This window comes from Phaeobacter sp. CC-HEC084 (assembly GCF_059429255.1).
The window spans coordinates 2,475,419-2,489,799 of sequence record NZ_JCAIJQ010000002.1; the positions used below are offsets into that span (position 1 = coordinate 2,475,419).

The following is a 14,381-nucleotide window of genomic DNA, read 5'->3' on the forward strand; positions in this document are numbered from 1 at the left end:
GAGGGAGCGCATATGAATGTTGAACGCAAAGTACTGGCTGTCTTGTTCATCGCGGTCGGCGCAACGATGACCGGCTGTTCGCAGGATGAGGCCAATGGCGAGCAACCGGGAGCAACCGGCCTTTCCAATCCCGCCGCGGTCTACTGTGTCGACAAAGGCGGCACTTATGAGATCCGCCGCGCCGATGACGGTTCAGAAACCGGCGTCTGCATTCTCGCGGACGGAACCGAAGTCGATGCCTGGGCTTACTTCAGGGATCAGTAAACCGACTGGTGACGAAGTTAACAGCTATGCAGCCATCCATGGCGCCGTTGAGTAACGGCCAGTTTGGGTCATTCGCAAAATATTGGATGTCTCCCTGCATGGTCTGGAAAGTCCCGCTTGCCTTCCGTCAAATGATATTTGCAGACTGCACTTGCGGCGAAGGTCTGCTCTTTCCATTGCTCATGCAGCATGTGAACGCCGCCCAGCTGCCAAATCCCGCGACTTTGCAAATGTCACTATCTGCGCTTCGCTGACTTCTGCACTGATTGCAGCATCGCCCTGGTCAGCTGAGCGGAGCCGAAGGTCCGCTCTTCGGAAACCTCTCGCGCCTGCAGCAGAGCCTGCGCTGCGCCCTTCTGGAAGGTCGTATTTGGGCTCTTAGCGGACATTCGCCCCCATGTGCAGCTTTGCCGACACGACTCAAGGCCCGGTGTGCGGACAGACCGGACTTTGATATGTGCGGCCAATCGCGGGTTGTCTCAGGTTTCAAGCCGTTTTCTGCGCATTGAGGCCTCGCCGTGTTCAGCAGCCATTCCCGTTCTCGCGCAGCGCCGCGACGCGCTCCTTGAGGGCCTCGTTCATCAGCACATAACCCGGCTCGATCGCATCCAACTCGGCGAAGGAGATGAACAGGCCGGAAAACACCTCGGTATGGTGCAGTCGCGCGCAGGTGGGGGACAGGCTTTCCAGATCAAACCGATGAACGCCGCGAAAGATACCGGCCGGGCCGCCACCCCACACCAGGCTCTTGCCTCGATCGTATTCCATCAGGTGCGGGTTCACAGTCACTGCGGTTCCGTTGGGCTTCTCGACGTGAACGGCAAGTTGCTCGCCGATCTTCATCTCGCCCTCGACACGAACGTGATATGGGTTCCACTCAGGATAGGCGTCGGTGTCGGCCAAGATGTCCCAGATCACATCGGCGGGTGCCGGAATGTCGATCGAGGTGTTGATTTCAAGGCGGGTAAGGCTCTTGGTCGTGCCGGCCTGCAGTGGGAGGGCGGCACTGGCAATTGAGAGCGATGCAATGATGTATTTAAACATGTCAATATTATTTCCCTTGGTTGGATTCGATATGGTCTGTTTGCCTGCCGGGCGGTCCGGATTATTGAAAAATTCCGCCAAATGCCGAAGAGGATGGCAGGGCCGGTACTCACTCCTTGGCGAGGAACCTCGCAACGAGACCGGGCAGAAAGCGATTGAGCCGCATCACGAGCCTCGACTTGCCCGGCGCTACCAGCGTCGCGCCCTGCGCAACACCGGCGATGATGGCGGCAGCCATGTCCTCGGGAGAGAGCTTGCCGTGGCCCCGGCCCGCGGTCATGTCGGTGGCGACGACTGGAGGGATCACTTCGACCACCGCGATGCCTTTGCCGCTCATCTGATGTCGCAGGGCGCGGGTGAATGAGGACAGCCCCGCTTTCGTCGCCGAATAGACCGGGGCCGAGGGCTTGGGGTGCAATGCCACCAGCGAGGTGACGTTGACCACCGTGCTGCCCGGCCCCCGCAGGAAGGGCATGAGCGCCAGGCTCAGCTTGATCGGACTTGCAAGGTTCAGGGCAATCTCGGCGTCGATGGTTGCCGGCTCAATGAAACCTGTCAGCGCGATCTCGTTCTGGATACCCGCATTGTTGATCAGGATGTCAACGCCCTGCCCCCATTCCTCGATCGCCCTGACGAGGCGAGCAATTCCCGCGTCGGTAGCAAGGTCGGCGGCAAGCGGCTGGATATTACTCCTACTTGCCTTGGGAAGCGACCGCGCGACGGCAATCACCTCGTCGCCCTGCGCGGCATAGGCATTCACCAGCGCGGCTCCGATTCCACGGCTGGCGCCGGTTACGACAATGGATTTCCGAATATACTGCATCGTGTGCCCTTTCGATGTGAATGGACAAGACTCTCGCTATCGGGTGTCTGGATTTATTGAAGTATTGCGCCATCTCCCGCGAAAACACACAGCCGCAAACCTTGGCGGGATTGTTCAATAATCTCCGGTGCAAGGATGATAGAATGGCGCTGGATACTCTGACACAGGACCAGGTCGAAATGGAACAGTTTACCTACTCCGGGCTGGTCGCTCTTCTGGCTCAAGCCATCGCTGATCAGGCCCCCGAGCTTCTTGAAGGCGCCACCATTGCCGACCCGATGAGAGGTGCCTTGGCTGATGTCGGCCAAAAGCAATCGCTCGTGCAGCGCGTTATGGAGCGCCACGGTCCGGGATTGCTGCTTAGCGTCGGACAGTACCTTGATACTGCAGCGGAAACCCCGGCCCTTACCGTCATGAGGCGCTCGGCAACTCCACGAGTGCTGGCCGAAAAGTTCATGCGCCTTGAACGCTACTACCACTCCTCTCACAATACCTGGATCGAAACGCATTCCAGCGCTTTTCTGTGTGTGCGTACCAGCCGGGACTGTCCTGCGACGGCAGGAGAAAACTGCCTGATCGCCGGGCTTCTTCTCGGCCTGGTCATGGCCATCGGAGCGCAGGAGTGCCGGTTGGAAATTGGCGGAAAATCCTTCAGGTCGCACGACCTGCGCGATGCCACATTCGCACCGGAAACGGAGACAGCGCGCTGCCACATCACCTGGACTGCGTTGAACGGCCCCAGCGACCAAGGACCGCCGACCTTGCCCGGCGCGGGCGACGCGCGCCTATCTGATCGTCTTGCCGCATTGTTCGAAACCGATCTCGGCCGTTCCTGGAAAAGCTCCGATGCAGCCAAGCTGCTTGCCCTGTCCGACCGATCTATGCAGCGGCGCCTCGCCGGTGAATCCCAAAGCTATTCGCGCGTGCTTCGGCGCGCGCGGATGAAGGCGGCTACCATTTACCTCGTGGAAACCGATACCAGCCTTGCCGAGATCGGCTATTGCTGTGGCTACGCCGACCAGGCCCATTTCCAGCGTGATTTCCTGCGCACGGCAAATGTCACGCCGCGCCAGTTCCGTCTTGTCAACCGAGACGCCGAAGGGGTGGTCTGATGATCCCGTATCGGACTGCGTCAGTCATGAACCACTTCTGACAACCATCTGCTAGGTTCCTCGCCTCGCCAGATGAAAAAGCGGTAGACTGGGCTCCACTGCCGACATTGAGGGCAAAATGCCGCGTTTGACAGCTTGAATGTCCGGTTCCGGGAAGTCGAGGCGCGATTTGTGCATGTGCGGCAACGAGAGCCAACCTCGCTTCGCATCGGTCACTTTGGGCTGGGAGCGGGCCCCGGTGTGACTGACAAGGGCGGGTGACAGAGTGTTTCGCGCAAAATCACACGCCGCATTGCCGCTGGTCCGGTTGGAGCCCCAACCGGTCAGCCCAGTATGCTTTCAACGCATCTCTTGTCGACCGTGCCAACAGATAAAAAGACAGCGATGTATTCAGTATCCGTGCTCGTCAGGGCGCGTTTCACTACCGTTGAGACATAGCGAGAAACGTAGTCCTCTTCTCCGCCCTGTACGGCATCAGGGTCACAGACTGCAAGTATCAACTCCATACCTGGTCTTGCCCCACTGAAGTGGTCCGCCGTTATGTTTAGGAAAACGGAGGGCCAGAATGGCTACGAAACGACACAAACCAGAAGAGATTGTCACGAAGCTGCGGCAGGTTGAGGTACTTGTCGGACAGGGCGCGACACGCGTGGATGCGATCCGCGAAGTTCGCATAACTGAGCAAACCTATTATCGCTGACGCAAGCAATATGGCGGTATGGGAACCGACCAGCTCAGGGAACTCAAACGCCTCCAGAAGGAGAACGAACGGTTGAGAAAAGCCGTCTCGGATCTGACGCTGGACAAGCTGATCCTGGCAGAGGCAGCAAAGGGAAACTACTGAGCCCCGCTCGCCGCCGTGCCTGCATCAATCACGTCCGCACCCGGTTCCGGCTGTCCGAGCGGCGCGCCTGTCGTGTCCTGGGGCAGCACCGATCCACGCAGAGGAAGGTGCCGCAAGGCCGGGCCGACGAAGCACGGCTGGTCGCGGACATGATTGAGCTGGCACGCCAGTTCGGCCGTTACGGCTATCGTCGCATCGCGGCTCTGCTGAGAGATGCGGGCTGGGAGGTGAACGACAAGCGCGTCGAGCGCCTATGGCGGCGAGAGGGGCTAAAGGTGCCAATGAAACAACCGAAGAAGGGACGGATCTGGCTGAATAACGGATCATATGTCCGGCTGCGCCCCGAGTATCGCAACCACGTCTGGAGCTATGACTTTGTTCATTGCTGGACCGATGATGGAAAGGTCTTCCGGATGCTCAACATCCTAGACGAGCACAGCCGGGAGTGCTTGGCGATCTAAGTGAAACGCAAGCTGAACTCGGGTGACGTGATCGACGCCTTGAGCGATCTGTTCATCATGCGAGGCGTCCCGGTTTACATCCGGTCCGACAACGGCCCTGAGTTCGTAGCTCAGGCCGTCCAGGATTGGATCAAGGCCGTCGGCGCCAAGACCGCTTACATCAACCCGGGTCACCCTGGGAGAATGGCTACTGCGAAAGCTTCAACGCCCGGTTCCGCCCCTCTCGGCAGCATGCGTTGCATGCGCCTGCCGGGCAATGGATGAACTGCTGAACGGGGAAGTCTTCTACAGCCTCCGGGAAGCGGAGTCCCTGATCGAACAGTGGAGGAAACACTACAACACGAAACGACCACACAGTGCTTTGGGCTACCGCCCTCCAGCCCAGGAAACCATCGTACCGATGGACCCAAGACTGATCATGCACTAACAATTAAGCTGGACCACTCAGGTGGGGCCGACCACCGGCGCTTTCCCGCGCTCAAAGCCCGACACTCAAACTGAACGATAGGGCAAACGCGCTGCGCGATTCTTTGGTGGTTTGCCACCACAATCTCCCTGCATTCAACGACAGAGTTGCACGCCCCGAAATATCGGCGTTGATCCCTGCGCCAAGGCCAACCGCCAGTCGCGTATTCCGCAATGCGCCGGTGCTGTTTCCGGTCCAGCGGACTGCGGCGACATCCCCCATTAGCTGCGGTGTGAAGCGCCAGTTGCCGAAAGTCCAGTCAGAAACAGTCAGGGTGTTTTGCAGCGCGAGACCATGATCACCGTAGACAGAAACATCGCCAAACCGAACGGCGTTGCCTGACACCGCGTTAAATTGCTGTGATTGCAACAGCTTGCCTGTCGCTATCTGTCCACGCGCCGCAATCGACCATGTCCCACCCACCGGAAGCGCCATTGACTGCGAGAACCGCGGCCGCAGGATGGCATAGTCAGCTGTGGCCCCTGACCTTGCGGCATCGAACCGGGCGTCGGAATTTCCGCCACTAAAGTCACCAGGGCTGAGCAGCAGATCCACCCCGTAGCTGCGCTGCCCCCGCTCGAGCCTCCGCGCGCGGCTCCAACCGGCCTTTAGATAGGCCAGGTCTACATCCGTTCGCGAAACTGGAATGCCCGCGAATTGCAGCTCGTATTCCTCGCTGGAGACCTCAACGCCGACATACCAGTCCTGCTGCTCTCCGGCATTCGTGCCAAGGCCTGGCGCGTGATAGGTCAGGCCAAAGCGCGCAGTCGACTGGACCTGACGGAAAACCCCCGAAAACTCGTTTTTTGGCTTGGTGTAATAGGCCGATGCCTGGAGCCTTCGCCCGCCCCGCAGGAAATGGCTGAATGTCAGCGTATGAGCGATGGAGGTGGAGTTGCCCGGATCCGCACCCAGATCGTACCGCAGCACATCTCCTCTCCCCAACACATTCCCGAAAATCGCGCTGCCATTCAGGTTCGTACTCGCTTCACCGTCAAAAACGTCCGTGCTGAGCCCAAGCGTGAAGTCATAGGGTCGTTGCTCTTGCGTCACCAAGGTCAACGCCGTGGTGGCGGGCTCCTGGCCCGGCGCCGAGACGAGCCGCACATCACGATAGGGATTGGCGTTCAGCAGCGCGACATCCGCTTCCAGGATCTCGGCATTGATGGTCTGTCCGGGTTGCACGCGGATCGCGCGGCGGTAGCTTTCGGCCTCGAAGTATTCCGCACCATCCACGGCCGGGGCCTGCGCCAAGAGCGAGGGCTGCACCAGAATCGCCACGGAGCCATGGGTGATGTCCTGTTCCGGCAGGGTCACCAATGTGAACGGATAGCCCGCATCCCGGAAGTGCAGCCGCACATAGGCCACCAGCCGGTGGAGGCTTTCCAGTGAGGCCGGGCGGCCGATGGCGTCTTGCAGGCGCGCGGCCAGGGCGGCCTCGTCGGGCGCCTCGAGCCGCTGAGAGATCTGCACCCCGGTCTGGCGGCTGGCGGTGGTGCCCGGCGCACGGGCCACCAGGGCCAGGCCGTTGAGTCGGGGCAACAGGGCCTCTTCACCCGATAGGGCCCCAAGCTGCGGTGCGGGGCCTTGCTGCGCCGTGACGGGCGGCGCGGGCACAAGGGCTAGCAGCGCACCGTAAAGGAGGGCCAAAAGGCCCGGGGTCTTGGTCATTTTCATTGGTCTCAGTTCCCGCCCAGCGTGGCGCCGGTGGCCAGTTCGCTCATGATCAGGGCATGCATCGCGGGCGGCACGTTGCCCGGAGAGAAGTTGTCGGGGTGAAGGCGCTCCATGAAGAAGGCCAGTTCCGCCTCGCGGTTGGCGGCTTCGGATTGGGCGATGCCGCTTTGCACGCCGATGATGGCCGCGGTCAGGAAGATCCCACCGGCCACGCCCGCTGTCGAAGCAGTGACGGTGCTGCCGAACACCGCCGACATCTTATTGAGGGCGAGGTTGGCCGCAACGACAGCCGCTTTGCTCGAAGCATTGCTCGTGATGATCGCCCCCAGGGGCGCTGCCTGTGCCGCCGTATGGGCGACATAGGCGATCGGCACGGCAGCCGCGCCGCCGGCGAAGCCTGCGACACTTGCCCCGCCGCTGATCGCCAGCATCTGGTCGCCCAGATCGCGGGTGTAATTGCCCAGCACGCCGTCCAGCACGTAGCCAGCCGGAGCCTTGGCGACCAGCCCGCCCAGGGTAGCGTCCTCCGAGGCGCGCCGGGCGTCATCCTGTTCCTTGGCCGCGACCAGGTCCCAGTACATCTGGTTGGCCATGCGACGCGCCCGGTATTCGTAGCGCCCACGCAGCAGGGTTTCGGCCTCGGTCAGGCTGCCGGGATCGGCATTGACCAGCGCCTGAATGTAACCGTCCATCGCCTCCATCAGTACGCTGCCTGCACCGGGTTCGGCCAGCGCCCGCGCCATAAAGGCGTCGCCGCTGATCCTGCCGTTGCGCAGGTCGTCGATCAGGTAGATCATGTCGGTGCTCAGGGCGCCTGTCTGGATGCCGCCGATCAGGTAGTTCGAGAAGACCTCAACCAGGGTATCCGAGGGCTCGGTCGTCAGATCGTCCATCAGGCCCGCCGTCAGGGGCGAAACCACGTCGGGTGCCTTGGTCAGCGTGTATTCGACGTGGCTGAGGTCGCAGACCCCGTCCACCATGACCTTGCCAAGGGACTCGCAGGCCTCGGGGTCGACGATCTGTCCCTGGTCGTTGGTGGCGATGAAGTTGTCCATCACGACGCTGGTCGTGGTCGATTCCACCTCGGTGTCGATTTCGATGAGCTCGATGATCTGATTGTTCTTGGTGATCACGTCGCCCAGCTCTCCGACATAGGTGATGTCGTACTTGCGATCCGCATCCGGGTCCTCGGTCCGCCCGTCCAGGGTCACCACCACCTGAAGCACATCCGCAACGTTGTTGCCGGGGATCACGCTGAGCGACTCGTCGCCGATATAGGCCAGGCCCAGGCCGTTGCCGTTCACCAGCCGCCCGCCGACCAGCGTGCCGCCTTCGTAGACGAGACCGGGGTAGAGCTCTTCGCGCTGGTAGTCCGCGGCCAGCTCTCGCAGGATGTCATGGGCGGCGATGTAGATCTGCCGCTTGGTGACCTCCATCGCGCCGCGGTCGACGCGGATGAAATAATTGTCCATCGGTTTTTCGCCATTGGCAAGGACTGCGGGTTGATAGCTGAATGCCACCACATCTTCCTTGCGCCCGTCCGGCAGGGAAAACTCGCTGAGCAGATATTGCGGACCATATTGGACAAAGAGGTTCTGCAGAGTTTCGCCGTTCTGCAGCCCCTCCACCGTGTATGTGGCATTCGGCCTCTCGGCGTAGGCCACGGTCACATCGCTCATATCGATGGTCAGGGGCGCTGGCCGCACGTTCACATCGCCGATAACCTGACTCAGGACCTCGTAGTTGTCGTTATGGAAACCACCCGTGACCTCATAGGTGCCGACATTGGCATGGGGATCCGCACCTGCACTTAAGAACCCGCCGCCATTCAGGACGTCCTCCAGCGTATGCCCTGGCGCCATGTTGCCGATCTCGATCTGCACTGGGCCTGCGTCGCCATAGGTCCGGTTCTGCTCCGGTACGATTACCGTGATACGGCGCGGAATGATCGTCAGAGTGCCCCGCGCAGGGCTGGCCAGTTCATAGTTGTTATCCTCAATCAAACCGGTGACGGTATAGGTGCCCACATCCGTCAGGGCATCGTCATGCACGCCGTCGAAGCTGAAGCCGTCAATATCCGCCAGCGTATCCCCATTCACCAGTCCAGAGACCGTCATGTTCGGCGTACTGGTGTTGCCGAAGAACCTTTGAAAGCGCGAGATATAGCCGCGAACCTTTCGGCGTGTGACGGTGGCGGTCCCTGGTGTCACATCGGCCAACCTGTAGTTGACCACATCCGACCCAAGCTGCGCAGTGATCGGGCGGCTTTGCCCGGCATCAAGACTGCTGTCAGTGATTGCAGAGGCGTAGCTCAGCCCCAGATCGTGAATACTGTCCCAAGACCGCAAGCCCGTGGCGGTGGTCCCGGAGACCTCGAACGCGCTGTCGCCATAGGCGCGGAACGCATCGCCAACGCTCAGTTTCAGTTCAGCCGGGGTGACCGTCAGAGTGGGCGTATTTGCCGAGGCTAGTCTGTAATTGGGATTGGACAGGCCCGTGATGTTGACCGCGTAGCCATCTGTCACCACATCGGCTTCGGCGGCAAACCCATCAGAAGTTGCTTGCAACGAACCAAGGTCTGCCAGTTGGTCCTCCAGTTTCAGCCCTACGGCGTCAAAGCTTAGCCCCGCGCCATCCAGGAGGTCGCCATATTCCTTTGACAGGTTCTCAGCCGTGATGGTCAGCGGAGCGGGCGTGATGGTCAGCGCGCTGCCACTGAGGCGCGGTTCAATGGTGTAATTCCGGGCCGAACCACTGACCCGCACACCATAGGTGCCGACATCCGATGTGCGGTCCGCATCCGTTGCGAAGCTCAAATTGACGTCGGACGCGTCATCTCCATTGCGCCAATAGGTCCCGGCGGTGGGCGTTGCAGAAAAGACGGGATTATCCTCGCCGTATTCCCGGCTGGTCGCGTCGACCGCCAGGCTGAGCGGCGCAGGCGTGATATTCAGGCGCCCCGGCACAATGCTCACATCGTAGTTCGACGCACTGCTCCCCGCCGCCGAAGCCGCGCCAGAAATCGCGTAGGTGCCGACATCGCTGGCCACCGTCGCAGCAGTGCTTTGGTTGACGGTGAAATCCTCTTCATGGGACGACCGTACAAGCCCCTCGAAGGTCGGATCGAGAAATCTATTGGTTTCCCCATAAATGCGATTTCTGTCGCGCAGGCGGATGGTCAACGGGCGCGGCGTCACAACCAGCTCGTCAGTGGCGCCATTATCGACGAACCGGTAATTTCCGAAAGTTCCTGCAGCAAAGATCGCATCGTATCGGCCAACGTCCGGTGTGCCGCCCGCACCCGGCACCGCTGCTTCAGCATTTTGCAAACCAAGACTGTGCGCCGTATCCCCATTACGAAAACCCGTGAAGGTCACAGGAATGCGGAAATTGTCCCCATATGTCACTGTGGTTGTGACCGGAGAGGCAATCAGCTCCGCCGGTGTCACCGACAGCTTACCCGGCACAAAGGAAAAACCGGTATAGGTGGCAGAGGTCAGCTCCAGATCACCGTGGCCAATCAAAATCTCGTAGCTGCCAATATTGCTTTCGGTATCTGCGGCGACGGACAACGCGGGCGCCCCGGTGGTTACCGCGTCGAAGGTGTCGCTGCCGACCAAACCCTCGACCGAAAAGGTCAGCGCACCATTTGCGCTCCCGTAGGCGCGGCTGACATCATCTGCCGTCAGCGTCAGCTGCCCCAGCCCCGACAGGTAAAAGATCCGGCTGGTACCATCCGCAGGCAACCCCGAGGGCGGCGCGGACGCATAGCTTTCCTGCGTGACCTCGGTCAGAGACAGATCGGTCGCGAGGGTCGTCTGGGACTTGTTGGTAGAATAGGCCAGCAGGCGTTGGTTCGCACCGGCATCCAGCCCGGCAAAGGCGCTTGCAGGCGCCTGACTTTTGATGTCGCCGTTGGTGGAGGCCAGCACAAGATCCAGCGCACCCGTGGTCGTCGGAGCGGAGAGATCGAAGTCCACCCCAAGGGAAAGGTCACCGTCCGTCACGATGGACAGGCCGGTCAGGTCGGTGCCAGCTAGGCTGCCGTTGACGGTCAGCCCATCCCCATCATTCACCAGCGTCAACGCGCCAGAGAAGCCCCCGCTCCCGGCGTTCAGCAGATTGACTTCGCCGATAGTATTGGCTGCATTCCCGAGGTTCACGTCACCGGAAATCGCCGTGCCGAAATCGAGGTCGACCGCCTGCGCGGAAAGAGCAATCGAGCCCAGATCGACAGAAGCAAGGCCCGCACCGCCAGAGGCCCCGATCGAAATCCGGTTGGCCGTGATCGGGTTACCGCCAATCCCCGAGAAACCGGGGAAGGCCGAAGGACCTTGAATGCTGCCCTGGGCCAGCAGCGACAGGTCCCCCTGCTGAAGATTGATCATCTCCTCAAGGATAATGTCTTGTCCAGCTGTCAGGGTCAGGTTGTTGGTACTGCCAGCGGTCGTCTCGACCGGAGCCCTACCGAAGATGCTGCCGCTTGCCTGGAGGACGACATTGGTTGTCTCAAGCAGACCCTCGACAGTTTCTGCCAATACTTCGGATCCGGCAAAATCAGGATCCCACACGCCCGAGCCCGGTTCCGGGGTGACGGTGCCGCTGCCCGTGTCGACGACGGCTGCTTCGCCCTGCATACGCGCGTCAACAATCAACAGATCGTCCGGGTCCAGAAGCAAAGTACCCGCGCTGCCCGTTTCCGCACTGAGATCCACCGAGGACGGTCTGAAATCCAGCCTCTCCCGCCCGGAGACCTCGGCAAACCCGCCGTCGCCGCTATCGGTTCCGCCGATTGCTTTGATACTGCCCTGAAACGAGGTCAGACCGTCAGACCACAGAATAACCCTGCCACCGTCCGCTTCCTCGGCACTGGCCGACACATCGAAGACTGCCGTCTCTCTCACCGTCAACGTTTCGGCATTCTCGATCGCGGCATCACTCCCCTGGAACCCACCACCGGCATAGATCTCGCCGCCGGAGCCATCCTGATTGCGGGCCTCCTGGGTGCCTGACACCTCCAGGGATCCACCACCCGAACTCAGCAGGATACGGCCATTCTTGCGCTCAACGCCTGTCGCACGCACGGTTCCGCTCTGATTGATCGCAAGATCGTAAACCGACCCGCCAGCGGCCTTCAGCTCTGCCTGCGCAGCCTTGATAACGCCCTGATTGTCTACGCCGCGACCGCCAATCTGCAGGCCTGTATCAATGTGCAGAATCTGGTCATCCGCAGGCCGCAACCATGCCGCGGTCCCCGCGCCAAGCGCCGCGGTCCCGGCCTTGGCTCTCAGGGTGCCAAAGTTTCCGATCCGCGGCGCGACCAGAACCACATCACCCGCCTCGCTTTCGATCACACCCCGATTGATGACGGCGCCAGAGCCATCGCCGCTGAGACGCAGATCGCCCCCACGCATGAACATGGAATCCTCGATATCCAGAGTGGAGGCCACGAAACCTCCGCGCGATGCGATCCGGCCCGTCTCACCGATAACCACACCATCCGGGTTCAACACAAACACCTGTCCGTTCGCTGTGAGACTGCCGTCGATCTGCGAAGCCCCTGCCCCGCCTGTCACCCGGTTGAGGATAGCGGCATGCTGACCCGGCTGGAGATAGGAAACCGACTCCTGCGTTCCGACGTCAAAACTCTGCCAGTCTATAACGGCCCGATTGCTTCTCTGACGGATCGTTGTGACCCCGCCGCCACCTGAAGAAATCCGAGCACTGCCCGAGGTGACTGCACCGCCTTTTGGCCCAGCCAGAGCCTGCGCCCCGGTCATCGCGCACAACATTGCGACCATCGCCACATACGATGCGCAGTTTCTCAGATAAAAAGCATATGTCATCAATTCACTCAGGCAAAATTTCAAAACTCGCAGGTTTTTAATTTTGCCTTGAATTTCAAACAATTCCCATTTGGGGACCCCGCTGTAATTTAACGGGCCAGAGCCTCTGCCAGTGGTCCGCGGCGATCTGCTGCCGGGATCTCGTAGTCTGCACCGGCAGCGGCAGCCAACAGCCAATCCCACTCGGCCTTGATCATCGAATGGCCCATCCCCTTGATGATATGCAGCGTCGCGTGCGGCGCTTTCTCCGCAAGGGCGACCGCACCTTCCACCGGGTTCATCCGATCACAGTCCCCCTGGAACAGATGCAACGGCACCTGCAACTCCGACAGATCGAAACCAAGGTTGCGCCCGATGTGACGATGTTCCTGGATGACGCCGTCAAAGCCCGACGCCGTGCGCTCTTCGAGCATCATTTGCACGCTCTTCAGCAAGCTCGGCGCCCGCAGGATCGCTTTTTCATGATCGCACGTCGCCTCGGCGATGGCCTTTTCTGCGAACTTGCCGGGGTCCTGAATCACCGACTTGCACAGGAATGGGATCAACCAGCGCAAGACCAGCGGAGAGCGGCGCCCAATCACTGCGGAAATCTTGTGGAGATAATTCCCGGCGGCGCTTCGCTCGGCCTCCCGGTCGGGATTATGAACCGCTGCCAGCACAACCCGGTCACAGCGGTCCTGCAACGCGGCAGCAACATTGAGCGCACTGACCGCGCCAAAGGAATTGCTAATCAGCGCGAACCGGTCGATCTCGAGGGCCGCGCACAACAGACGCACATCCTCTGCATCCCCGGCCGCCGATTTGCGCCGTATGAAGGTCGACCGGAACGTTCCCGGCCGACAGGGAACGATCAGCCGCGCACCAAGGCGGTTCAGCACCGCCTCGAACACCTCCGGGAAACGCAGCACATCCAAACCTACCCCAGACAGTGCATCGTAATGAATGATCGGATAGGCACCCGCAGCGCCAAGCGCGAAATACTCGATCACGCCCCCCTCGGGGCGTTCGATCTGGCAACGCACCGCAGATCGTTCGGTCTGAGAGAAATCAGCGTCAATGACCGACAGCGGGTTCTGCAAGGCGGCGCGGATCAGTTCGGCCTGTCCTGACAAGCCGAGCGTCTGGCAGATATCCTTGAGGTAGGTGCGCGCACTCTCATAGCTCAGGTCAACGGCCGTTGCGGCCTTGCGCAGGTCTGCATGTTCAAGAAAGGCCCCAAGGAACTTGCGCCGCCCCGCCGTGAGCCCGTAAGTCGCACCAAGGTTGGCTGCAATACGCTGCGGGTCTCGTGTCAGACGCAGACGTGCCCAGACTACCCGCGCAGGCAACCCGAGCTTTCGAACCAGATCAGGCCCCAGCAGGATTTCCTCTGCCGGATCATCTCCTTTACCGGCAAGACGCATTGGGTTCTGCGTCGCCGCGTATTGGCTGCGGAGCGTTTGCGGAAGAACATCTCGCGCCAGCCCTGCGCTATCGTCCCCGTCTGTAAAACTCCCCGCTGTGGCATCGGTAGAAACCGACTCCGGCGGCAGTTCGTGGCCATCGCTATCAAAAAGCTGAAAAGACAACGACAGGCTGGCCAGAAGCTTGCGCCCAAGATCACTTTCATCCCGCGCGGCGCTTAGACGATCCGATATCTGCATGGCGCGCTCGACATGCTGCCGCAGATCCTCCAGCTGCTCCGCACTCTCAACACGTGCCACATCCCCCGCTGCCATGAGAGCTTCAATCCGGCCAATCATCTCGGCCCAGCGGGAATTGTCGAGGGCGACATCGTACACCATATGCGATAGCTGTGTCATGTCGGCCTTCGAACGAGGATCAGAAGAAGAAAGCGCAGTGTC

7 protein-coding genes and 1 pseudogene are annotated in these 14,381 nt (G+C 60.7%); 3 read left to right on the forward strand and 5 right to left on the reverse strand.

Features of this window, described 5'->3' with window-relative positions; all coding sequences use genetic code 11:
* The first annotated feature begins 12 nt into the window (after positions 1–12).
* The gene (locus tag AC5SSZ_RS12010; protein ID WP_274838742.1) at positions 13–264 is read left to right on the forward strand and encodes a putative hemolysin; all 252 of its coding nucleotides are present in this window, start codon (positions 13–15) and stop codon (positions 262–264) included.
* Positions 265–786: 522 nt separating this feature from the next.
* Here the strand turns inward: AC5SSZ_RS12010 and AC5SSZ_RS12015 are convergent.
* Entirely contained in the window at positions 787–1,308 is a 522-nt protein-coding gene (locus tag AC5SSZ_RS12015; protein WP_495438297.1) for an SRPBCC family protein, read from the reverse strand.
* 109 nt (positions 1,309–1,417) lie between these two features.
* Positions 1,418–2,131: an SDR family NAD(P)-dependent oxidoreductase gene (locus AC5SSZ_RS12020; RefSeq protein WP_495438298.1), complete on the reverse strand. Its 714-nt coding sequence runs from the start codon at positions 2,129–2,131 to the stop codon at positions 1,418–1,420.
* Between the two features lie 143 nt (positions 2,132–2,274).
* On the opposite strand from AC5SSZ_RS12020, the gene AC5SSZ_RS12025 reads away from it, so the two are divergent.
* Together AC5SSZ_RS12025 and AC5SSZ_RS12030 are read left to right on the forward strand one after the other, a co-directional pair.
* On the forward strand, positions 2,275–3,243 hold the full coding sequence (locus tag AC5SSZ_RS12025) for a helix-turn-helix transcriptional regulator (protein ID WP_495438299.1): 969 nt from the start codon (positions 2,275–2,277) through the stop codon (positions 3,241–3,243).
* Positions 3,244–3,808: 565 nt separating this feature from the next.
* A pseudogene (locus AC5SSZ_RS12030) lies at positions 3,809–4,975 on the forward strand (IS3 family transposase).
* A gap of 51 nt (positions 4,976–5,026) precedes the next feature.
* Here AC5SSZ_RS12030 and AC5SSZ_RS12035 read toward each other — a convergent pair.
* The 3 genes from AC5SSZ_RS12035 to AC5SSZ_RS12045 form a co-directional block, all read right to left on the reverse strand.
* On the reverse strand, positions 5,027–6,691 hold the full coding sequence (locus AC5SSZ_RS12035) for a ShlB/FhaC/HecB family hemolysin secretion/activation protein (RefSeq protein ID WP_495438300.1): 1,665 nt from the start codon (positions 6,689–6,691) through the stop codon (positions 5,027–5,029).
* Positions 6,692–6,696: 5 nt separating this feature from the next.
* The gene (locus tag AC5SSZ_RS12040; protein ID WP_495438301.1) at positions 6,697–12,537 is read right to left on the reverse strand and encodes an MBG domain-containing protein; all 5,841 of its coding nucleotides are present in this window, start codon (positions 12,535–12,537) and stop codon (positions 6,697–6,699) included.
* A gap of 89 nt (positions 12,538–12,626) precedes the next feature.
* Entirely contained in the window at positions 12,627–14,339 is a 1,713-nt protein-coding gene (locus tag AC5SSZ_RS12045) for a bifunctional helix-turn-helix transcriptional regulator/alpha/beta hydrolase (RefSeq protein ID WP_495438302.1), read from the reverse strand.
* Between the last annotated feature and the right edge of the window lie 42 nt (positions 14,340–14,381).